Source organism: Brachybacterium sp. EE-P12 (assembly GCF_003711805.1).
Classification (GTDB): Bacteria; Actinomycetota; Actinomycetes; order Actinomycetales; family Dermabacteraceae; genus Brachybacterium.
On sequence record NZ_QXCP01000004.1, the window covers coordinates 821,486 to 840,621 of the forward strand.

At 70.6% G+C, this 19,136-nt stretch carries 18 protein-coding genes; 9 read left to right on the forward strand and 9 right to left on the reverse strand.

Annotated features, from left to right (window positions below):
* Positions 1-186: 186 nt before the first annotated feature.
* Positions 187-2,115, forward strand: a complete 1,929-nt coding sequence (gene nagE / locus D1648_RS06830) for an N-acetylglucosamine-specific PTS transporter subunit IIBC (protein ID WP_241155377.1) — start codon at positions 187-189, stop codon at positions 2,113-2,115.
* A gap of 57 nt (positions 2,116-2,172) precedes the next feature.
* Here nagE and D1648_RS06835 read toward each other — a convergent pair whose 3' ends face one another.
* Complete coding sequence (locus tag D1648_RS06835) at positions 2,173-3,009, reverse strand: spermidine synthase (protein WP_122940023.1); 837 nt, start codon at positions 3,007-3,009, stop codon at positions 2,173-2,175.
* A 36-nt stretch (positions 3,010-3,045) separates the two neighbouring features.
* Between D1648_RS06835 and D1648_RS06840 the strand changes: the two genes are divergently transcribed.
* Complete coding sequence (locus D1648_RS06840) at positions 3,046-3,528, forward strand: GNAT family N-acetyltransferase (protein WP_122940024.1); 483 nt, start codon at positions 3,046-3,048, stop codon at positions 3,526-3,528.
* A 15-nt stretch (positions 3,529-3,543) separates the two neighbouring features.
* Here D1648_RS06840 and D1648_RS06845 read toward each other — a convergent pair whose 3' ends face one another.
* Positions 3,544-3,912 (reverse strand): HIT domain-containing protein, encoded by a 369-nt coding sequence (locus D1648_RS06845; RefSeq protein ID WP_122940025.1) that lies wholly within the window; start codon positions 3,910-3,912, stop codon positions 3,544-3,546.
* Positions 3,913-4,046: 134 nt separating this feature from the next.
* On the opposite strand from D1648_RS06845, the gene D1648_RS06850 reads away from it, so the two are divergent.
* From D1648_RS06850 to D1648_RS06870, 5 genes are all read left to right on the forward strand, one after another.
* Positions 4,047-4,331: an FmdB family zinc ribbon protein gene (locus D1648_RS06850; protein ID WP_122940026.1), complete on the forward strand. Its 285-nt coding sequence runs from the start codon at positions 4,047-4,049 to the stop codon at positions 4,329-4,331.
* A 58-nt stretch (positions 4,332-4,389) separates the two neighbouring features.
* A complete protein-coding gene (gene fmdA, locus D1648_RS06855; RefSeq protein ID WP_122940027.1) occupies positions 4,390-5,646 on the forward strand; it encodes a formamidase in 1,257 nt (418 codons plus the stop codon).
* Between the two features lie 68 nt (positions 5,647-5,714).
* Positions 5,715-6,281: an AAA family ATPase gene (locus D1648_RS06860; protein WP_122940028.1), complete on the forward strand. Its 567-nt coding sequence runs from the start codon at positions 5,715-5,717 to the stop codon at positions 6,279-6,281.
* Positions 6,278-6,865, forward strand: coding sequence for a DNA alkylation repair protein (locus D1648_RS06865; protein ID WP_122940029.1), 588 nt, complete (start codon positions 6,278-6,280; stop codon positions 6,863-6,865). The genes D1648_RS06860 and D1648_RS06865 overlap by 4 nt, the downstream gene beginning before the upstream one ends.
* A 14-nt stretch (positions 6,866-6,879) precedes the next feature.
* A complete protein-coding gene (locus D1648_RS06870) occupies positions 6,880-7,452 on the forward strand; it encodes a DUF421 domain-containing protein (protein ID WP_122940316.1) in 573 nt (190 codons plus the stop codon).
* A 193-nt stretch (positions 7,453-7,645) separates the two neighbouring features.
* On the opposite strand, the gene D1648_RS06875 is transcribed toward D1648_RS06870, so the two are convergent.
* From D1648_RS06875 to D1648_RS06890, 4 genes are all read right to left on the reverse strand, one after another.
* Positions 7,646-8,416, reverse strand: a complete 771-nt coding sequence (locus tag D1648_RS06875; RefSeq protein WP_053918841.1) for a hypothetical protein — start codon at positions 8,414-8,416, stop codon at positions 7,646-7,648.
* Positions 8,417-8,769: 353 nt separating this feature from the next.
* The gene (locus D1648_RS06880) at positions 8,770-9,081 is read right to left on the reverse strand and encodes a putative quinol monooxygenase (RefSeq protein ID WP_029360558.1); all 312 of its coding nucleotides are present in this window, start codon (positions 9,079-9,081) and stop codon (positions 8,770-8,772) included.
* 7 nt (positions 9,082-9,088) lie between these two features.
* Positions 9,089-9,637 (reverse strand): type 1 glutamine amidotransferase domain-containing protein, encoded by a 549-nt coding sequence (locus D1648_RS06885; RefSeq protein ID WP_010550963.1) that lies wholly within the window; start codon positions 9,635-9,637, stop codon positions 9,089-9,091.
* A 580-nt stretch (positions 9,638-10,217) separates the two neighbouring features.
* Complete coding sequence (locus D1648_RS06890; protein ID WP_122940030.1) at positions 10,218-12,896, reverse strand: excinuclease ABC subunit UvrA; 2,679 nt, start codon at positions 12,894-12,896, stop codon at positions 10,218-10,220.
* A 223-nt stretch (positions 12,897-13,119) separates the two neighbouring features.
* Between D1648_RS06890 and D1648_RS06895 the strand changes: the two genes are divergently transcribed.
* Complete coding sequence (locus D1648_RS06895) at positions 13,120-14,313, forward strand: alcohol dehydrogenase catalytic domain-containing protein (RefSeq protein WP_122940031.1); 1,194 nt, start codon at positions 13,120-13,122, stop codon at positions 14,311-14,313.
* 339 nt (positions 14,314-14,652) lie between these two features.
* Here the strand turns inward: D1648_RS06895 and hxlA are convergent, their stop codons facing one another.
* Both hxlA and hxlB read right to left on the reverse strand, forming a co-directional pair.
* Positions 14,653-15,276, reverse strand: a complete 624-nt coding sequence (hxlA, locus tag D1648_RS06900) for a 3-hexulose-6-phosphate synthase (RefSeq protein WP_122940032.1) — start codon at positions 15,274-15,276, stop codon at positions 14,653-14,655.
* Positions 15,277-15,329: 53 nt separating this feature from the next.
* Entirely contained in the window at positions 15,330-15,902 is a 573-nt protein-coding gene (gene hxlB / locus D1648_RS06905) for a 6-phospho-3-hexuloisomerase (RefSeq protein WP_010550967.1), read from the reverse strand.
* A gap of 92 nt (positions 15,903-15,994) precedes the next feature.
* Between hxlB and D1648_RS06910 the strand changes: the two genes are divergently transcribed.
* A complete protein-coding gene (locus tag D1648_RS06910; RefSeq protein WP_010550968.1) occupies positions 15,995-16,846 on the forward strand; it encodes a response regulator transcription factor family protein in 852 nt (283 codons plus the stop codon).
* Between the two features lie 210 nt (positions 16,847-17,056).
* Here the strand turns inward: D1648_RS06910 and nhaA are convergent, their stop codons facing one another.
* Complete coding sequence (gene nhaA / locus D1648_RS06915) at positions 17,057-18,871, reverse strand: Na+/H+ antiporter NhaA (protein ID WP_122940318.1); 1,815 nt, start codon at positions 18,869-18,871, stop codon at positions 17,057-17,059.
* Between the last annotated feature and the right edge of the window lie 265 nt (positions 18,872-19,136).

The window sequence follows — 19,136 nt, forward strand, 5'->3', positions numbered from 1 at the left end:
GCGGGCCGGGGGACGCACGCTGTCCGGAGGCGACCGCGGCCCGCGCGGCGCCGTGCGGGCGCGGTCACCGGCCCTCGAACCACGAGTCTATGCAGGGCCGGGCGACGCCCGGGACGGGCTGTCGCGGCGTGGTAGCGTCCACGCGGCTCGCCGCGGACCCCGCCCTGCCCCACCCTTCGAGAGGCCATGATGAAGTTCTTCCAGCGCCTGGGCAGATCGCTGATGCTGCCCGTCGCCGTCCTCCCCGTCGCCGCGATCCTCAGCGGCATCGGCTACTGGATCCTCACCGCCACCGGGAACGACGCGAACCTCGCCGGCGTCTTCTTCCAGACCGCCGGCGGCGCGCTCCTGGACAACCTGCCGCTGCTGTTCGCCATCGGCGTCTCGCTCGGCATGGCCACCAAGCCCGACGGCACCTCCGCGCTCGCCGGGCTCGTCTCCTGGCTCGTCGTGACCACGCTGCTGGACCCGGAGAACGTCGCCCTGTTCCAGGGCATCGAGCCGGACGCCGTGAACCTCGCCTTCTCGAACCTCGAGAACGTGTTCGTGGGCATCCTGTGCGGCCTGATCGGCGCCTGGTCCTACGACCGCTTCAAGGAGACGGAGCTCCCGGACGCGCTCGCCTTCTTCTCCGGTCGCCGTTCCGTCGCGATCGTCTCCGCCGGGCTCTCCCTCGTGCTCGCGCTCGCCCTGTTCTTCATCTGGCCGCTGGTGTTCTCCGGGCTCGTCGCCTTCGGCGAGTTCATCCTGACCCTCGGGCCGGTGGGCGTGGGTCTGTACGGCTTCCTCAACCGCCTGCTGATCCCGCTCGGGCTGCACCACGCCCTGAACTCCGTGTTCTGGTTCGACGTCGCCGGCATCAACGACCTCGGCAACTTCCTGGACGGCACCGGGACCTACGGTGTCACCGGCCAGTACATGACCGGCTTCTTCCCGATCATGATGTTCGGCCTGCCCGGTGCGGCGCTGGCCATGTACGTCACCGCGAGGACCTCACGCCGCAAGGTCGCCGCAGGCGTGCTCTTCTCCAGCGCCGTCGCCGCGTTCTTCGTGGGCGTCACCGAGCCGCTCGAGTTCGCCTTCATGTTCCTCGCACCGGGCCTATACGTGGTCCACGCCCTGTTCACGGGCATCTCCATGGCGATCAGCGCCGCGCTGCCGGTGCGGATGGGCTTCGGCTTCTCCGGCGGCTTCATCGACCTGGTGCTGGGCTGGGTGAACCCGATGGCGCAGAATCCCGGGGCGATCCCGCTCATGGGCATCTTCTGGTTCGTCGTCTACTTCCTCGCCTTCCGTGCGATCATCCTGAGGTTCGACCTGAAGACGCCGGGCCGCGACGACTCCGTCGACGGCGGGGCCGACGGGGAGGAGTCCTCCGCCAGCGGCGGCAGGCACGCCGCGACCGCGACCGCCTTTCTCGCCGCGCTCGGCGGTGCCGGCAACATCACCGATCTCGAGAACTGCGCGACACGGCTGAGGATGGAGCTCGTGGATGTCTCGAAGGTCGACGAGACGGCGCTGAAGCGCGCGGGCGCCGCCGGGACCATGAAGCCCGGCGGGCGCTCCGTCCAGGTGATCTACGGGACCTCCGTCCAGTTCGTGAAGGACGCGATGGAGCGGATCATGAGCGGCGCGGCCGAGCCCGTCTCCGCCGACGAGCTTCCCGCCGACGGTGCGGAGGCCCGGGGCGCGACCGCGGTGCGCGCCTCCTCGCTGGTGCGCCTGCGCCGGCCGGTCGAGGGCGCCGTCGTGCCCCTCGAGCAGGTGCCGGATGCGACCTTCGCGCAGAGGATCATGGGCCCCGGCGTCGCGATCGAGCCCGAGGACGGCCTGGTCCTCGCCCCCGCCGAGGGCACCGTCGCCCATGTGTTCCCGACCGGGCACGCGGTCGCGCTGAGACTCGAGGACGGCGTCGAGGTGCTGATCCACGTCGGACTCGACACTGTTCAGATGCAGGGCGCGGGCTTCGAGACCCTGGTCGAGGCGGGGCAGCACGTGGTCGCGGGATCGCCGCTGCTGCGTGCCGACCTCACCGCGATCCGCGCTGCCGGGCATTCGACCATCACGCCCGTGATCGTCATGAACGACTCCGGCGCCCGGGTCGAGCTGCTCTGAGCACGCCGCGCCACGACGGCCGCCGTCCCGCCCGGGGCGGCGGCCGTCGTCGTCCTGTCAGGACCGGTTGATGCCCTCGACGAGCTCCTGCGTCTCGTGCGGGTCGAGCACGGCGGCCGGATGCGGCCCGGCGGCGAGCCAGGCCGCGCGCCAGTCCTCGACGGCGGGGGAGGCGAGCGCCCCGCCCGCCAGCAGCACCATGTTCCCGTCGGCCGGGCGGGTCAGCAGCTGCGCATCGGTGAGCGTCCACACCCCCGGCACCCCGGCCTGCGCCGCAGCGGCCTCGAGCTCCCGCACCTGTGCGGCGAGGAAGCGCCGGCCGGCGTCGTCACCGACGTTGACCAGCAGCAGCCCGTCGGGGGCCAGGCGCGCGAGCGCCTCGGCGTAGAAGGCAGCCTCGGCGAGGTGGGCGGGGGAGTCCTGGCCGGAGAAGACGTCCAGCACGATCGCCTCGAAGGTGCGCTCTCCGAGCGCGGCGAGCTCCTCGCGCGCGTCCCCGATCACCACCTCGAGGTCCGTCCCCTCCGGCAGCGGCAGCGCCGTGGTGACGAGCGTGGGCAGCTCCCGCTCGATCTCGATCACCGTCTGCGCGGATCCGGGCCGGATCGCCTGCACGTAGCGGACCAGGGTCAGTGCCCCGCCGCCGAGATGCGCGATGTGCAGCGGCTCCCCGGCGGGCTTCACCGTGTCCAGCACGTTCCCCACCCGGCGCAGGTATTCGTGCACCAGGTGGGTCGGGTCCTCGAGATCCACGTGCGACTGCTCCACCCCGCCGATCAGCAGCGTCCACCCGCCCACCACCTCGTCCGCGACGATCCAGGCGGGCTGGTCGGAGAAGGACAGCTGCGCGCTGCGGGGCGTGCCGGGGGAGAAGGGGGTGGCGGAGGAGCTCATGGGGACATTGTGGCCGCTGGTGCGCACAATGGTGGGATGACCGCACTGGACACCCTCGACCTCCCCACGGGCCCCGTCACCCTCCACCGGGCGACCCGGAAGGATCTCCCCGAGCTCGTCGCCCTGCTCGCCGACGACGTGCTGGGCCGGGAGCGGGAGGCCGAGGACCTCGCCCCCTATGCCCGAGCGCTCGAGGCGGTCGACCGCGACCCTGCCCACCTCCTGCTCGCCGCCCGGGACGGGGACGGGCATCTCGTGGCGACCGCGCAGCTGACCCTGCTGCCCTCCCTCTCGCGCGGCGGAGCGACGCGGCTCCAGATCGAGGCGGTGCGAGTCGCGGGCCTGGCGCGCGGCGGCGGCCTCGGCACCGCGCTGATGACCTGGGCGCTGGACTGGGGCAGGGAGCACGGCGCGTCCCTCGCCCAGCTCACCACCGACCGGTCCCGCCCGGACGCCCACCGCTTCTACGACCGTCTCGGCTTCATCCCGAGCCATGTGGGGTTCAAGCGTCCGCTGTGAGCGCGGCGCGCCCTCTCAGCGCCGGGGGCCGGAGTGCACGTGCACGTGCAGGTGCTTCGAATCCTGGTAGGCGCCGAGGTTCGTGAGCACCGCCGCGGCGCCGTGCGTCCGCTCGACCTCCCGCGCGATGCGCTGCACCACGGTCAGCAGCGCCCGCAGGTCCTCCGCGTCCTCGGACCCGGCCGTGGTGAGCGAGGCGATGTGCCGCCGTGGCACGACCACCACATGCACCTGCCAGAAGGGTCGGGTGTGGTGGAAGGCGAGCACCCGCTCGTCGAGGTGGACCACGTCCAGCGCGCCCGGATCCGGAATCGCGACATCGCAGTAGAAGTCGGAGCCGGTGTACGGGACATCCGGTGCAGGGCGGGGCGAGGTGGGGGACATGCCCGCCAGTATCCCGGGCCGTCCGGCGTCCCTCCCGCACGACTTCCCCCCGATCCCGCGCGGAAACCGTCGGACCTGCCTATGGTGAGGGGAGGCCTGCGAGGACGCGGCCGGAGGAGCCAGGAGGAGCGAGGATGCCGATCTACGAGTTCCGCTGCGAGAGCGCGCACGAGTACGAGCGCTCGATGCCGATCAGCGCCCGCGACCAGCACGCAGACTGTCCCCGCTGCGGAGCGCCCGCCCGCCGCCGGATCAGCGCCCCGCGCCTGGGCCGGCTCGGCACCAGCGCCGGGCAGCTGCTGGAGGCGACGGCGATGAGCGCCCACGAACCCTCCGTCGTCGACCGTGTGCCCGGAGCCCGCCCCGCCGCCGCGCGCACGAGCACGGACCCGCGCCATGCGCGGCTGCCGCGTCCCTGAGACCGGCCCAGGACCCGGCGGGACCGAGCAGCGGACCCGTCGCTGTGGAAGGAGAAGCATGCCGAAGAACGTGTTCCCCCTCGACTCCGCGAAACCCTTCACCGAGCAGGAGATCCTCGGTCACAACCGCTGGCACCCGGACATCCCTCCGGCGGTCAGCGTCAAGCCCGGCGACACCTTCCGCGTCGACTGCCGCGAATGGTTCGACGGGTACATCCGCAACGACGACTCCGCCGAGGACATCGCCACCGCGCCCCTGCACACCGTCCACACCCTCTCCGGCCCCTTCCGCATCGAGGGCGCGAAGCCCGGGGACCTGCTGATCGTGGACATCCTCGACGTCGGTCCGATCCCGCAGGAGGACTCGGGCCCGCTCGCCGGCCAGGGCTGGGGCTACACCGGCATCTTCGCCAAGCGCAACGGCGGCAGCTTCCTCACCGACCAGTTCCCCGACGCGTACAAGGCGGTGTGGGACTTCCGCGGCGAGCGCGCCACCTCCCGTCACGTCCCCGGCGTGGAGTTCACCGGGATGATCCATCCCGGCCTCATGGGCACCGCTCCCTCCCCGGACCTGCTGGGGAAGTGGAACTCCCGCGAGGCGGCGCTGATCGCGACCGACCCCGATCGCGTCCCGGCCCTCGCGCTCCCGCCCGAGCCGGACGGCGCGATCCTCGGCGGTGTGCCCGCGGAGGAGTTCGACCGGGTCGCGGGGGAGGGCGCGCGCACCGCCCCGCCGCGCGAGAACGGCGGCAACCAGGACATCAAGAACCTCACCCGCGGCACCCGGATCTTCTACCCGGTGTTCGTGGACGGGGCGAACTTCTCCGTCGGCGACCTGCACTTCAGCCAGGGTGACGGCGAGATCACCTTCTGCGGCGGCATCGAGATGGGCGGGTTCATCGACCTGCACGTCGACGTGATCCCCGGCGGGATGGAGAAGTACAACGTCGCCGAGAACGCGATCTTCATGCCCGGGAACACCGCCCCGCAGCACTCGCAGTGGCTGAGCTTCTCCGGCACCTCCGTCACCCTCGACGGCGAGCAGCGCTATCTCGACTCGCACCTCGCCTACCAGCGGGCGTGCCTGCACGCGATCGAGTACCTGACCACCTTCGGCTGGTCGGCCGAGCAGGCCTACCTGCTGCTCGGTGCCGCGCCGATCGAGGGCCGGTTCTCCGGCGTGGTCGACATCCCCAACGCCTGCGCGACCGTCTACCTGCCGCTGGACATCTTCGACATCGACATCCGCCCCGGGTCGGGCGAGGTGCCGAGGATCGATCCGGGCATCGGCGCGCCGCGCGCGAGCGCCGGCTGAGCCGTCGGCGGGCGGAGGGACCGGGAGCACCGGTCCCTCCGCCCGCCGACGTGCGCGACACTTCGGGGATGAGCCCTCCCGTCCTCCTGCTGCTGAACGGCGCGCCCGGCAGCGGCAAGTCCACCCTCGCCGCCCTGCTCGCGGCGCAGCGCGAGCTCGCGCTCGCCCTGGACGTCGACCGGCTGAAGCACTCCCTCGGCGGCTGGGAGGAGGACCTGCACGCCTCGGGGCTCCAGGCGCGTCGGCTGGCGCTCGCGCTCGCCGGCCGGCATCTGGCCGACGGGCACGACGTGCTGATCGGGCAGTACCTCGCCCGCCCCGCCTTCCTCGAGCAGCTGGAGCGGCTCGCGACGGAGTGCCGCGCCCGCTTCGTCGAGGCCGCGCTCCTGGCCGATGCGGCGACCCTCGCCGCCCGGCTCGCCGCCCGACGTGCCGCCCCCGACCGGCCCGAGCAGGCCGCGAACGACCGGCACGTCGGCCCCGCCGATGTCGCCGCCCATGTCACCGCGCTCGACGCCCTGCTGAGGGGACGGCCGCACGTGCACCGGCTCGACGCCGCCCTGCCGCTCGAGAAGCTGGTCCGCGTGCTCGGCGGTGTCCTGGACGCCCCCGAGACCCCGCAGGAGCGCCCATGACCGCCGCCGCCCCGCAGCGCACCGAGGCCGAGCTCAGCGGCGAGGTCGCCTCGCTCCACGAGGAGCTCGCCGCGCTCGCCGACGCCCGCATGCGCGCCGTCGACGAGAAGCACGGCGACGACCACGCCGTGAACCTCACGAAGCTCCGCGCGATCGCGAAGCGGCTGAAGACCCAGCCCGATCTCGCTCGCGCCCTGTGGAAGACGCCCGCGCAGGACTCCGCTCCGAAACTGCTGGCCCTGCGGGTCTCTCGCCCGAAGCAGTACGAGAAGACCGAGCTCGACGCGATGCTGCGCGAGGCCCCGACGCCGAAGGTCCACGAGTGGCTGGTCAGCTGCATGGTGAAGAAGAGCCCGCACCGCGACACGCTGCGAGAGGCCTGGTTCGCCGATCCAGACCCCGTCGTCGCGAGCGCGGGCTGGGCACCGACCAGCGACCGAATCACGAAGGCCCCCGACGGCGAGGCACCCGAGGGCATCGATCTCGACGAGCTCCTGACGACCATCGAGTCGGGGATGAAGGATGCCCCCGCGCCGGGCCGAGCAGCGCTGAGCACCGCCGCACGGCACGTCGTCGCCGCCTGACGATAATGGCGGACATGATCGACCTGGACCTGCTCTGGCACGACTACCTCGGGATCAGCTGGACCGGCGCGCTCGGCGTGGTGCTCTCCACGATCGTGCTGTACCTGTTCTTCTCCCTGCTCGTCCACCTCGCCGGCACCCGGTTGATGGCGACGATGGGCGCCGCGAGCTTCGTGGTGCTCGCGGTGGTGGGCGGGGTCAGCGCCCGCTCCATGCTCGGGGAGTCGCCGACGATGCTCGGCGGTCTGCTCGTGCTGAACACGCTGATGGTGATGGAGGCGCTCATGGGGTCGCTGCGTCGCGTCACGCACATGCTGCCCGCGGCCGTGCGCCGACGGCCGAGCGTGGTGATGCTCGAGGGGCGCAGCCTCGCCGGGGCCCTGCACCGGCGCCGACTGACGGAGAGCGGGCTGCATGATCGCCTGCGTGCCGGGGGAGTGCTCGACCCCGCCGAGGTCGAGCTCGTGATCCTCGAGGAGCGCGGCAGCCTCACCGTGGTCCGACGCGGAGACCGGATCGCCCCCGCTCTCGTCGCCGACGTCGAGGGTGCCGAGCTCATCCCTGAGAGGCTGCTGGCCGCCGCATGACCCGCGTCGCGCCGGGGAGCCCCGACGGAACGACCGGGGCGCCCTTCACCTCGGTGAGCAGCAGGAAGATCGTCCCAGCACCTGCGCGAGCTCGTCCCCGGGCCGAAGGGCAGCTCCATGCCGATGGCGGGCAGCTCGAGCGCCCGGCCGTGGGCGGTCTGCTGCAGCGCGGTCCCGTCCATCGCCACTCCTCTCATCCCTGCTGCTGGATGATGCCGATCTTCTGCCACACCTTGCGGGCCATGTCCGAGGTGAGCGCCTCGATGCCCTCGACCGCGTCGAGCACGTCGCCGTCGGTGGTGTGCTCCGCGAACAGGGCCGCGCTCTTGCCCACGAGCGAGAGCATCTCCGTGCAGAAGTCGAGATAGCGGGTCAGCTCTGTGCGGTCCAGGTCCAGCCCGCCGTCCGCGCGCGAGCCGCGCTCGAGCCGCTCGGGCACCTTGGTCAGCTGGTGCATGTCGATCACGTGGGCCAGTGAGCGCAGACGGTGCAGGATCCGCAGCACGCGCGCCCGCTCCATCCGCTCGGGGATCCGCAGCAGGAAGAACACCGCGATCCCGCCGAAGACGAGGTCGTTGATGATCGTCTCGAGCAGCGGGAGCACGTCCAGCGGGCCCAGCACGTCGCGCTCCGCGAACAGGTCCACCGCCGCGAGCGCGACAGCCCCGCCGAGGAACAGCGTGACCGCGAGCATCGCGAGCCGTGAGAGCAGTCGGGCGAGCCGCACCCGTCGGCGGCTGATGCCGGTGCCGGCGTTGATCTCGTCCACGAGCCCCACCACCTCCCGGCACACCTCCCACAGAGTGCGATCGGGGAAGCGGGTCATGATCCGGTGTTCGAGCGCCGCGGCCGAGCGGCGCACCGCCTGCCCGTCCAGGCGCTGGAAGCGGCTCGAGGAGGGCGGCTCGTCGGAGTGGTCTTCAGGGCGGGGCGCGGGGGCCGACGGGTCGGTGGTCGGAGACATGCAGCGAGGCTAAGGGATCCGACGGGAACGGGAGTGCGTCGACCCCGAGCTCCCCCGGGGACCCCTCGAGCGCCCGCAGGTCCGCGCCGGGACCGTCGGCCTCGGCGACGGCCCACCGAGGGCGCGCAGGGCCACGGAGGCAGCACTGACCTGCCGACCATCGAGGAGGGGCTGATGCGTCAACGGGGCGGCCTGGCGGTCTGGGTGCCCCGCTGAGGGGACCATCGGCCGCCAGCGGGCAGCGCAACTCGCACGGTCCTGGATCGGGACGCCCCGGGTATCGGCTCCACAGCCGTGGCCACGGCTGTGGAGCCGATCGGGGCCGCACCCCGATGTCAATCGAGGCTGATGCTCTAGGCGGTCTCGCCGGGCAGCTTGTACGCGATCACGTCGACGTTCTGGATGCTCGGCTCGGTGCTGAACAGATCAGCTCCCTGTGCAGCGAGTGCCTGACCGACGCCACCCGAGAGGTGGGTCTGGCGGGCCTCGTCGTCGGGGAACACGTCGAAGATCCCGAAGGTCGATTCGTCGAACTGCAGAGCGAACCAGGCCTGCGTACCCTCCTCCTGCTCGACGATGGGTCGGGCGCTGCGGAGGAAGTCCGCGACGTCCTGCTCCTTCCCGGGCTTGGCGTGCACGACGACCGACAATGCAACGTTGATCATGTTTTCCTCACTTGTCCTGACTGAACAGCTCGATCATCGCGGCGTTGAAGGCCGGGAGATCCTCGGGCGAGCGGCTGGTGATCAGGTTCCCGTCGCGCGCCACCTCTTCGTCGACGACGTTCGCTCCGGCATTGCGCAGGTCGGTGCGGATGCTCGGGTACGAGGTCAGCGTCCGACCCTTCGCGACACCGGCCTCGATCAGCGTCCACGGTCCGTGGCAGATCGCGGCGACCGGCTTGTCGGCGGCCATGACGTCGCGCACGAATCCGACTGCGTCGGTGTCCACGCGCAGCTGATCGGGGTTGACCGTGCCGCCGGGAAGCAGCAGGGCGTCGTACTCGTCGGCCGAGGCGGACTTCACCAGGGCATCGACCGGGAATGTCCCGGCCTCGTCCAGGTCGTTCTCGCGGGCCTTGATCTCGCCCTCGTGCAGCGAGAGCAGCACGGTCGTGGCCCCGGCGTCCTGCAGAGCCTGTCGCGGCTGCTCGAGCTCCACGCGCTCGACGCCGTCCGCGGCCAGGATCGCGATCCGCTTCCCTCGTAATTCGTCTGCCATGTTCTGCTCCGTTCTGTGGGAGGTGACGGCCTGCCCGTGCGGGCGAGCCGCACGCTGTCCGTACCGGGCAACGTGGTTCAGGTGCAGGACGACTCTCGTGCAGTCGCCGTTGCGCTCATCGGAGTGCCGGCAGGTGTTGGCTGCCGATTCTCGGGCCGGATCCTGGGAGACGGTGAAGAAGCTTCGGCCCTGTGGTCGACGATGACCTGCCGCCATCGACGGTTGTCGTTCTTCACCGGGGCCTGGCCGGATGTGAGCGCCGGGCCCGTATTCCAGTCTAGATCTCGTTGGTCAGGGACGGGCCGCACGTGGCCATCTCGTTCTGGACGCCTGGACGCCGGAGCACGAAGACGTCGACGACTCCGATGCCGCCGGGGGACCGCGCCGATCGCATCCGGCGATTCGGGCCCGTCCCCGGATCTCCGGTCGGGCACGACGCACGGGATCGGCCGTGGAGTCGTCGACGGCTATGGCGACCTCTTGTCGACGAGCTCGACGTCATCGTTCTCCATCTCGACCCAGGCCTCGCGGGCCCGCAGGCAGTCCTGGTCGTCGGAGGGAGCTCGCAGCCTTCCGACTCTCACATCCGGGAGGTGGCCTCCTGGAGCGCGGCCTCGAGGTACGGTGCCGACGCACCGGCTCCCGACGAGGCGACCTGCGCGGGCGTGCCCGAGGCGACCACCGTGCCGCCATCGTCTCCCGCGCCGGGCCCGAGGTCGATGACGTGGTCGGCCACGGCGACGATGCGCATGTCGAGCTCGACCGCGACGACGGTGTTGCCTGCGTCCACGAGGGTCTGGAGATGCGTCACGAGCCGGTCGGAATCGGCGCTGTGCAGCCCGGACGTCGGCTCGTCCAGGACGTAGAGGGTGTCCCCGCGCTGGGATCGTTGGAGCTCGGAGGCGAGCTTCACCCGCTGCGCCTCACCTCCGGACAACTCGGTGGCCGGCTGTCCGAGACGGAGATATCCGAGGCCGACGTCGACCAGTGCCGTGAGCGAGCGCATGATGTCGAACTCGCCGTGGAAGAAGTCGTGGGCCTCCTCGACGCTCATGGCGAGGATCTCCGCGATATTGCGGCCGCGCCAGGCGATCTCCAACGTGCTGGACTGGTAGCGGGTGCCGTGGCAGTCGGGGCACTCGGTGTAGACCGAGGGGAGGAAGAGCAGCTCCACCATGACGGATCCTTCGCCCTTGCAGGTAGGGCAGCGACCGCCGGTGACGTTGAAGGAGAATCTGCCCGCCTTGTACCCGCGAGCGCGAGCCTCGGGCGTCTCCGCGAACCTTCTCCTCACGTGGTCGAACAGGCCCGTATAGGTGGCGACGTTCGAGCGTGGGGTGCGACCGATGGGCTTCTGGTCGATGCTCACGACGCGGCGCACCCCTGCGACGTCGCCCCGGATCTCTCCCTCGAGCTCGTCGGGCTCGTCCGACAGCAGGAGATCGTCCCCTTCGGCGGGGGCGGCGTCCTCCGCCTGGTCTGCTCGTCCCTGCCGTTCGCCGAGCAGCGCGGGCAGTGCCTGGCTGACCAGGCTGGACTTGCCTGATCCCGAGACTCCGGTGACGGCGGTGAACACCCCGAGCGGGAAGGAGATCGTCACGTCGCGCAGGTTGTTGCGCGTGACGTGCTCGAGTCTCAGCCATCCCTGTGGTTCGCGAGGCGTCCGGCGGGGCAGTCCGCTGCCCCCGAAGACGTAGCCGCGGGTGACGGACTCCTCCACCTCGGCGAGCCCTTCGTAGGGCCCGCTGTAGACGACGCGGCCGCCGCGCTCGCCCGCGCCGGGCCCGATGTCGACCAGCCAGTCGGCGTGGCGCATCACGTCCACCGAATGCTCCACGACGAACAGGCTGTTGCCTCGGCGCTTGAGCCCGTCGAGGATGCCGAGCAGGGCGCTGACGTCCTGCGGATGGAGCCCCGCGGAAGGCTCGTCGAGCACATAGACCACGCCGAACAGTTCGGAGGTCAGCTGGGTCGCGAGTCGCAGTCGCTGCAGCTCGCCGCCGGAGAGGGTGGGGGTGGTGCGGCCCAGGGAGAGGTACCCCAGACCCAGATCGATGATCGGCCGCAGTCTGTTGACGAGCTCCGCGCCCAATCGCGCTGTCGCGGCCAGCTTCTCGACCGAGCGGTCAGGCGCCGCGCTCACGTCGTCGGCGGCCGCGGGGGCTGATCCTCCGACGTCGGCCCGCTGCCCGGCGTCGCGTCGGGCAGCCTGGCCACCTGTGCGGCCCGCCGACTCGGCCCCGTCGAGAGCTCCGGCAGCTCGCTCGACCGCCTGGTCGATCAGCGTGGAGAGCTCCGCGAGCGGCAGCGCGGAGAGATCTGCGACGTCGAGACCCTCGAACGTCACGGCCAGAGCCTCCGGCTTCAACCGCTTCCCCTGGCAGGCAGGGCAGGGAGCGACCGAGAGGAACTCCGCCACGCGTCGCTTCATCGACTCGCTCTTGGTGTTCGCGAAGGTGTCGAGCACGTACCGACGCGCGCCGACGAAGGTGCCCGAGTAGCTCGGTTCGACGCCCGCCTCGGTCGCGGCCCGAGCCTCGGCGAGAGTCAGCCGCGAATGGACCGGGACGTACGGCGTCTCCTCGGTGTAGAGGATCCATTCACGCTCCTCCTTCGGCAGATCCTTCCAGGGCACATCGACGTCGTAGCCGAGGGCGACGAGCACATCGCGCAGCTGATGGCCGTGCCAGGCCGTCGGCCAGGAGGCGATGGCCCGCTCGCGGATCGTGAGAGAAGGGTCCGGAACCATCGTGTCCTCGGTGACCTCGTACACCCGGCCGATGCCGTGGCACTCCGGACATGCGCCCTGCACGGTGTTGGCAGAGAAGTCCTCGGCGTAGAGCATCGGCTGATCTTCGGGGTAGTGGCCGGCCCGGGAGTAGAGCATGCGCACCAGCGAGGAGAGCGTGGTGATGCTGCCCACCGACGAGCGCGCGCTGCGGCCGCCACGCTGCTGCTGGAGAGCGACGGCCGGCGGCATGCCCGTGATGGAGTCGACGTCCGGGACACCGGCCTGGTCGATCAGGCGACGAGCGTAGGGAGCAACGGACTCGAGGTAGCGGCGCTGGGACTCCGCGAACAGGGTTCCGAAGGCCAGGGAGGACTTCCCCGATCCCGAGACCCCGGTGAACACCACCAGCGCGTCGCGAGGCACCGTCAGGTCGATGTCCTGGAGGTTGTGCTCTCGAGCGCCGAGAACCTGCACGTCGGGCTGAACGGGTGAGGAGTCCGACGATGCGGATCTGCGTGCTTCGACCATGCCGGCGAGACTAGCAACGCGTTCCACCGATCGGTCGGTGCATGCCCCAGTCCTCCACGGTCCACCTGCCCGTGGCGCCTATCGCCGCAGCCGCGGCGGGCACCTCGATGGAGGGCGAGGTTCCTTCTGCTATGCTCGAGGAGAGCCGAGGTCACGGGCGACGGGCATCCATATGACCGTGGCACTTCCGCGACCGGGCCATCCCCAACTGGAGGAGAACGTCATGGCAAGCAGCAACCGCGCCGTCGTGTTCCAGAACGTCAAGGACATGCGCGTCGAGTCCCTCGACTTCCCGAAGCTCGAGATGCCGAACGGTAAGAGCGCCCCGCACGGAGTCATCCTCAAGATCGTCGCCACCAACATCTGCGGTTCCGACCTGCACATCTACCGCGGGTCCTTCCCTGTCCCCCAGGGCATGGTCGTGGGCCACGAGATGACCGGAGAAGTCCTCGAGGTCGGCCCCGACGTCGAGTTCCTCTCCGAGGGCGACCTGGTCTCGGTCCCCTTCAACGTCGCCTGCGGCCGCTGCCGCAACTGTCGCGCCCGCCGTACCGAGGTGTGCGAGACCGTGAACCCCGACGCGGCCTGCGGCGCTTACGGGTTCAACCTGGGTGATTGGCAGGGCGGACAGGCGGAGTACCTGTTCGTCCCCTACGCCGACTTCCAGCTGCTCCGCTTCCCGGACAAGGACCAGGCCATGGAGAAGATCCGTGACCTCGCCCTGCTCTCGGACATCCTGCCCACCGCGTTCCACGGCCTCATGGAGGCCGGGGCCAAGCCCGGCTCGACCGTCTACATCGCCGGCGCCGGTCCCGTCGGTCGCTGCGGCGCCGCAGCAGCCCGGCTCCTGGGCGCTTCCTGCATCATCGTCGGTGACTACCACCAGTACCGGCTGGACCTGGTGAAGAACAACGGCTGCGAGACCATCGACCTGAACCAGGACGTGCCGCTGACCGATCAGATCGAGGCCATCCTCGGCGAACCCATGGTGGACTGCGCCGTCGACTACGTCGGCAACGAAGCCCACGGGATCGGCCGCGAGGCCGAGGACATGAGCCCGGCCCACGCCATCAACCAGGTCATGGACGCCACCCGCGCAGGCGGCGCCACCGGCATCGTCGGCGTCTACGGCCCCGACCCGCTGGCCTCATCCAAGGCCGAGCAGGAGGGCACCTACCCGCTCGACTTCGGCAAGGCGTGGATCAAGTCGCCTCGGATCTCCGGCGGCCAGGCCCCGATCATGCACTACAACCGTGAGCTGATGATGTCGATCCTGTGGGACCGCATGCCCTACCTCAGCGACATGCTCAACACCCAGGTCATCAGCCTCGACGAGGCCCCCGACGCCTACGCGAAGTTCGATGCCGGTGTCTCGGAGAAGTTCATCATCGATCCCCACGGCATGATCCCCGCCTGATCCCGGGCCGTCATGCACCCGGCCCGCGATCGTCGCTCCAGCGGCGGTCGCGGGCCGGCTCTGTGCACGGATCCGTCGCCGATCCCGTCCTGGACGAGGCCCGGGCGCGGGCCCGGGAAAGGTGGGGCCGGCATGCCGGAGCTCAGCGGCAGGGATGAGTGCTCCGACCGACGCCGACGCCGGGCACGCCCCGGCACGCCCTGCGGGGATGAGGATCACGGGGCGCTCTGCGCCATGCGGTGATCGTTCGCGGCGTCGGTCCACCGCACCCGGTGGGAGGGGACGGGGTCCGGGCGTGCCGTCACCTGCCCTCTCTCCACGGGATGCGGTGGGCGGTGGTCACCTGATGGCGGAGCGGATAGCGGCGGCCGCGGCGGCGACGTCCGATGCGCTGTAGATGGCGCTGCCCGCGACGGCCACGTCTGCTCCCGCCCGCTGGACGGCCTCGACAGAGTCCGCACTGACGCCGCCGGCGACGGAGAACGGGACCTCGGCGGCCTCGCCGGCGGCGAGCAGGGCGTCGAGGCTGTAGCCGTCCTCCGCCTGCTCGTCGAGGCCGGCGTGCATCTCCACGAACACGGCGCCGAGGGCGACGACCTCTCGGGCCCGTGCGGCCTTGTCGGCCACACCGATCAGATCGACGACGACGCCCTTGCCGTGCTTGGTCGCCGCGGCGACCGCGCCGGCGATCGTGCTGTCACCGGCGACGCCGAGCACGGTGACCAGATCCGCTCCGGCAGAGAAGGCGATGTCAGCTTCCAGCTCGCCGGCATCCATGGTCTTGAGATCGGCGAAGACGGTCTTGTCGGGGTGGGCGGCCTTGACCGCCGTGATCGCCGCGAGGCCCTCGCTCTTGATCAGAGGGGTGCCGAGCTCGAGGATGTCGACGTAGGGGGCGGCCTTCGCGGCGAGGTCGAGGGCGGACTCGGTGGTCAGGGTGTCCATGGCGAACTGCAGTCGCATGTCAGGGTGTCTCTTTCTCGTGGTGGTGTCGATGATGGAACGGGGAAGAAAGGTCATTCGAGGTTGGCATGACGGGGCCAGAGCGCATCCGCACTCTGACCGCTCTTCTGCCACAGGACGTCGAAGAGAGCGTCGCCGACGAGGACGAGGAGCTGCTCGAAGAGGCTGCCGGCGTACTGGGCCGACTGCTGCTCGGACCGGTCTGTCTTCGTCGCCGCACGGATGACCAGGACGGCGTGGGACAGCTGAGCAAGCGGTGACTCGGGGTCGGTCGTGATCCCGATGACGCGGGCGCCGACGGATCGCGCCGTCTCAGCCGCGCTCACCACTCCCGAGGTCGTGCCGGAACCGCTGGCGGTCAGGAGCAGGTCGCCCTCTCCGATCGCCGGGGTCGTCGTCTCACCGACGACGTGGACCTGCAGCCCGAGGTGCATGAGGCGCATGGCCGTCATACGCAGCGCGAGCCCGGAGCGCCCGGCGCCGTGGACGAAGACCCGCCGGGCGTCCGCTGTCAGCTCGACGGCGGCCGCGAGCGCGGGCGCGTCGGGCAGGGCAGCTGTCCCCTCGATCTCGTTGACGATCCGCGTCAGCGAATCCTGGATGCTTCGTTCTTCCATGCCGACCATCTTGGGCCGGTCTGCGGTGGTCCACTGCTGCCCGATGAGCGGGGTGCCCCGTTCGATCGGGTGGGCCTCCCAGGTCGGGCTAGAGTAGCGGAGTGAGCGACCTCCCGACCCCGCTGGAACGTGCCCGCTCCGTGTCGAGCGACCGTGCCCTGACCGAGCAGGCTGATCAACATGCGATCACCCTCGAATCGATCCTTGCCGTGCTCCGCTCCGGCCGACTCGCGGATGCGGCCGCGCGCAGGGAGGCCACGGAGATCGCCTCCTCCGCACTCATCCGTGCTCGTTCGATCCATGAGCAGCAGGAGAGCGTGCTCGAGCCGGTAGCCGAGGCATTCTCGCGCCTGCGCACCGAACTGCGTCCTTTGACCCGCTCCGGGCCGCTGCAGGTCCAGTTCGCAGAGCCTCCTGCGCGAGGACGGGCGCTGCCGGGCCCGGTCGCTCGGGAAGCCCGCGCCATCTCCCGCACAGCAGTGCTCTCGCTCATGGACCGCGCGGACGCTGCACGCGCCCGGATCGGCTGGGACTGCGATGGCCGCAACCTGCTGATGGAGGTCCGTGACGACGGGGGAATCGCGGTGACAGCGCACGACGACACACTGCGTCCGATCGTGGAGCGAGTGGCGGCGCTCGACGGAACCATGGACGTGGAGACGACCCCGGGCTGGGGGACGACGCTGCGGATCGAGATCCCGCTGGACCCACCCAGCGCAGCGCTCACCGTGGAGGGCGCCGAGGAACTCACCGACCGCGAGAAGCAGGTGCTGCGCCTGGTCGCGACCGGGATCTCGAACCAGCGCATCGGCGACCAGCTCGGGATCACGGGCAACACCGTGAAGTACCACGTGGCCAACTTGCTGCGGAAGTACGGCGCCCGCACGCGCGCCGAGCTCGCAAGCATCGCTCACTCCCATGATGCGCACTCTCCGAGCGCCCAGACTCGATAGCGGGCCTCGGTCCGGACGTCGGCAGCGGTGTCGCACCCACTGCGCTGCGAGCCTCATGGCCGTGACCTCGAAGAGCTGGTGGTCGTCGGTGAAGGCGACGCCCCACGCCGTCCAGTACCAGCCCGACGCGAAACCGGTGAACGCACAGCTGTGACTGATACGCGCCGGCACGGCCCGCGTCCCACCGTGTTCCGGGTTCGCGGATCGTCCTCAGGCCTTCGCCGCCTGGGTGCGGCCCCCGCGACGGCTGGATTCCAGCATCTCGGTCAGTGAGCGTGCGTCATAGCTGCCCACCATCCGACAACCATCGACGAAGAACGTCGGGGTCATCTTGGCGCCGCTCGCCTCCGCGCTCGCGATGTCCCGCTGCACCCTCGCAGCAACCTCGTCGCTGTCGAGATCCTCGATGAACGCCTCGACATCGAGGCCCAGCTCAGCCGCGTAGCCGATGAGATCCTCCCTCTCCAGCGCGTGCTGCCGAGTGAAGACGAAGTCGAGCCACGGCCAGAACATCCCCTGCTTCGCGGCCGCCTCGGCGGCCCGTGCGGCGAGGGGGCCGTGAGGATGGTGAGGCAGATGCCGCACGACGTAGCGCAGATCGTCACCGAAGCGCCCGTGCAGGTCTTCCCATGAGCCAGTGGCGTGCGCGCAGTACTCGCACTCGAAGTCCACGAACTCCACGAGGGTGAGCCGGGCGTCCTCCGGTCCGCGGATGTGATCCACCTCGGGGTCCACCGGAGAGTCGAGCGTCATCGGGAGATCCGCCGTCTCCTCTCCCCACCGACGGGCCGCGACCTTGAAGATCGACCAGCCCAGAACAGTGGCGAGCACCATCGCCACGAGCACACCCAGCGTCGCCTGGCGCCCCAGATCCGAGGAGGAGTCGAAAGCGAGGCTGATGACCAGCAGCGACACGGTGAAACCGATGCCCGAAAGTGCTGCCCCGCCGAACACGCTGCCCATTCCGACCCCCTCCGGCAGTCGGCCTGCGCCCATCCGAACGGCGAGGAGCGTCGCGATCCCGATTCCGAGGAGCTTGCCGAGCACGAGCCCCGCGATGACGCCCCACGTCACAGGCGAGCCCAGCGAGTCGGCGACCACCCCGCCGCGCAGGTCGACCCCGGCATTGGCCAGAGCGAAGATCGGCACGACCAGCAACGCCGTGGGGAGACGGAGGTATTCGTGCAACCGCTCGTTGACCGACACGCCCTTGGACAGCCCCCGTCCGACGGCACGCGCCGAGGAAGCGCTCGGGGATTGCCAGAAGTCACGGAACAGCTGCCGGGCGGCGACCACCTCCTGCCGTTGCGTCGGGTAGGCGGGGATCAGAAGGCCGGCGATCATGCCCGTCAGCGAGGCGTGGATGCCGGAGGACAGAGTCGCCAGCCACAGCACGATGACGATCCCCACGTACGGAGCGGCACTCCACTGCCGGGAACGGCCCACCAGCCACAGGGCGACGAGGCAGCCGAGAGCGAGCAGCAGCGGGACGGGTCGGATCTCGTCGCTGTAGAACACCCCGATGATCGACACCGCAAGGAAGTCGTCGACCACCGTGAGGGTCAGGAGGAAGACGCGAAGCTGCCCGGAAAGCCGGGGGCCGACGATCGCGAGAGCACCGAGCATGAACGCCGTGTCCGTTCCGACGACCGCCCCCCACCCGCGAAGCCCCTCGCCACCGGACGCGCCGACGACCAGGACGTACACCAGCGCAGGCACCGCCACTCCCGCGACGCCCGCGATCGCCGCCAGGCGGGCGCGACTGGTGTCCCGCAGAGCCCCGTGTGCGAACTCCTGGCGCACCTCGAGGCCCACGACGAAGAAGAACACGACCATCAGTCCGTCGTTGATCCAGTGGTGCAGATCCAGATGCAGGCCGAACGGACCGACGTCGATCCCCACGCTCTGTTGCCACAGCTCGACATAGGAAGAGGACAGCGGCGAGTTCGCCCAGAGGAGAGCGAAGGCCGTGACGACGATGAGCAGCACGGCCGAGCCCGACTCCGTGCGGAGTCTTCCGGCTATTCCGCGCGAGGGTGAGGTTGAGTGGGGCACGGCGCGATTCTGCCTGACCGTGCTGGACGGCGCCACTGGCTCGGACCGGCTCCGATGCCGCTGCTGTTCGGGTCCGAGGGAGTGGACGGGCGGCCGTGGGAGATCGATCCCCAGCTGCGCGCGAGGTGCGTGCGGCTCGTGCGAGAGCTCCCGCGGGGGTTCCCCTCCCACCTCGCCGCAGCGGACGCGGCCGCTTGGCAGGACGGGGTCCCGTGGGGGTCCGTGCGGCGCTGTC

What these genes read in the sequence shown, in the direction of transcription:
- D1648_RS06865 (WP_122940029.1), top strand. Translation starts at nt 6,278, where the DNA reads ATGACCGCCGCCGCCCCGCAGCGCACCGAGGCCGAGCTCAGCGGCGAG.
- D1648_RS06870 (WP_122940316.1), top strand. Translation starts at nt 6,880, where the DNA reads ATGATCGACCTGGACCTGCTCTGGCACGACTACCTCGGGATCAGCTGG.
- D1648_RS06850 (WP_122940026.1), top strand. Translation starts at nt 4,047, where the DNA reads ATGCCGATCTACGAGTTCCGCTGCGAGAGCGCGCACGAGTACGAGCGC.
- D1648_RS06875 (WP_053918841.1), bottom strand. Translation starts at nt 8,416, where the DNA reads ATGTCTCCGACCACCGACCCGTCGGCCCCCGCGCCCCGCCCTGAAGAC.
- D1648_RS06835 (WP_122940023.1), bottom strand. Translation starts at nt 3,009, where the DNA reads ATGAGCTCCTCCGCCACCCCCTTCTCCCCCGGCACGCCCCGCAGCGCG.
- D1648_RS06895 (WP_122940031.1), top strand. Translation starts at nt 13,120, where the DNA reads ATGGCAAGCAGCAACCGCGCCGTCGTGTTCCAGAACGTCAAGGACATG.
- D1648_RS06860 (WP_122940028.1), top strand. Translation starts at nt 5,715, where the DNA reads ATGAGCCCTCCCGTCCTCCTGCTGCTGAACGGCGCGCCCGGCAGCGGC.
- hxlA (WP_122940032.1), bottom strand. Translation starts at nt 15,276, where the DNA reads ATGCGACTGCAGTTCGCCATGGACACCCTGACCACCGAGTCCGCCCTC.
- D1648_RS06845 (WP_122940025.1), bottom strand. Translation starts at nt 3,912, where the DNA reads ATGTCCCCCACCTCGCCCCGCCCTGCACCGGATGTCCCGTACACCGGC.
- D1648_RS06890 (WP_122940030.1), bottom strand. Translation starts at nt 12,896, where the DNA reads ATGGTCGAAGCACGCAGATCCGCATCGTCGGACTCCTCACCCGTTCAG.
- fmdA (WP_122940027.1), top strand. Translation starts at nt 4,390, where the DNA reads ATGCCGAAGAACGTGTTCCCCCTCGACTCCGCGAAACCCTTCACCGAG.
- hxlB (WP_010550967.1), bottom strand. Translation starts at nt 15,902, where the DNA reads ATGGTCGGCATGGAAGAACGAAGCATCCAGGATTCGCTGACGCGGATC.
- nagE (WP_241155377.1), top strand. Translation starts at nt 187, where the DNA reads ATGATGAAGTTCTTCCAGCGCCTGGGCAGATCGCTGATGCTGCCCGTC.
- D1648_RS06840 (WP_122940024.1), top strand. Translation starts at nt 3,046, where the DNA reads ATGACCGCACTGGACACCCTCGACCTCCCCACGGGCCCCGTCACCCTC.
- D1648_RS06880 (WP_029360558.1), bottom strand. Translation starts at nt 9,081, where the DNA reads ATGATCAACGTTGCATTGTCGGTCGTCGTGCACGCCAAGCCCGGGAAG.
- D1648_RS06885 (WP_010550963.1), bottom strand. Translation starts at nt 9,637, where the DNA reads ATGGCAGACGAATTACGAGGGAAGCGGATCGCGATCCTGGCCGCGGAC.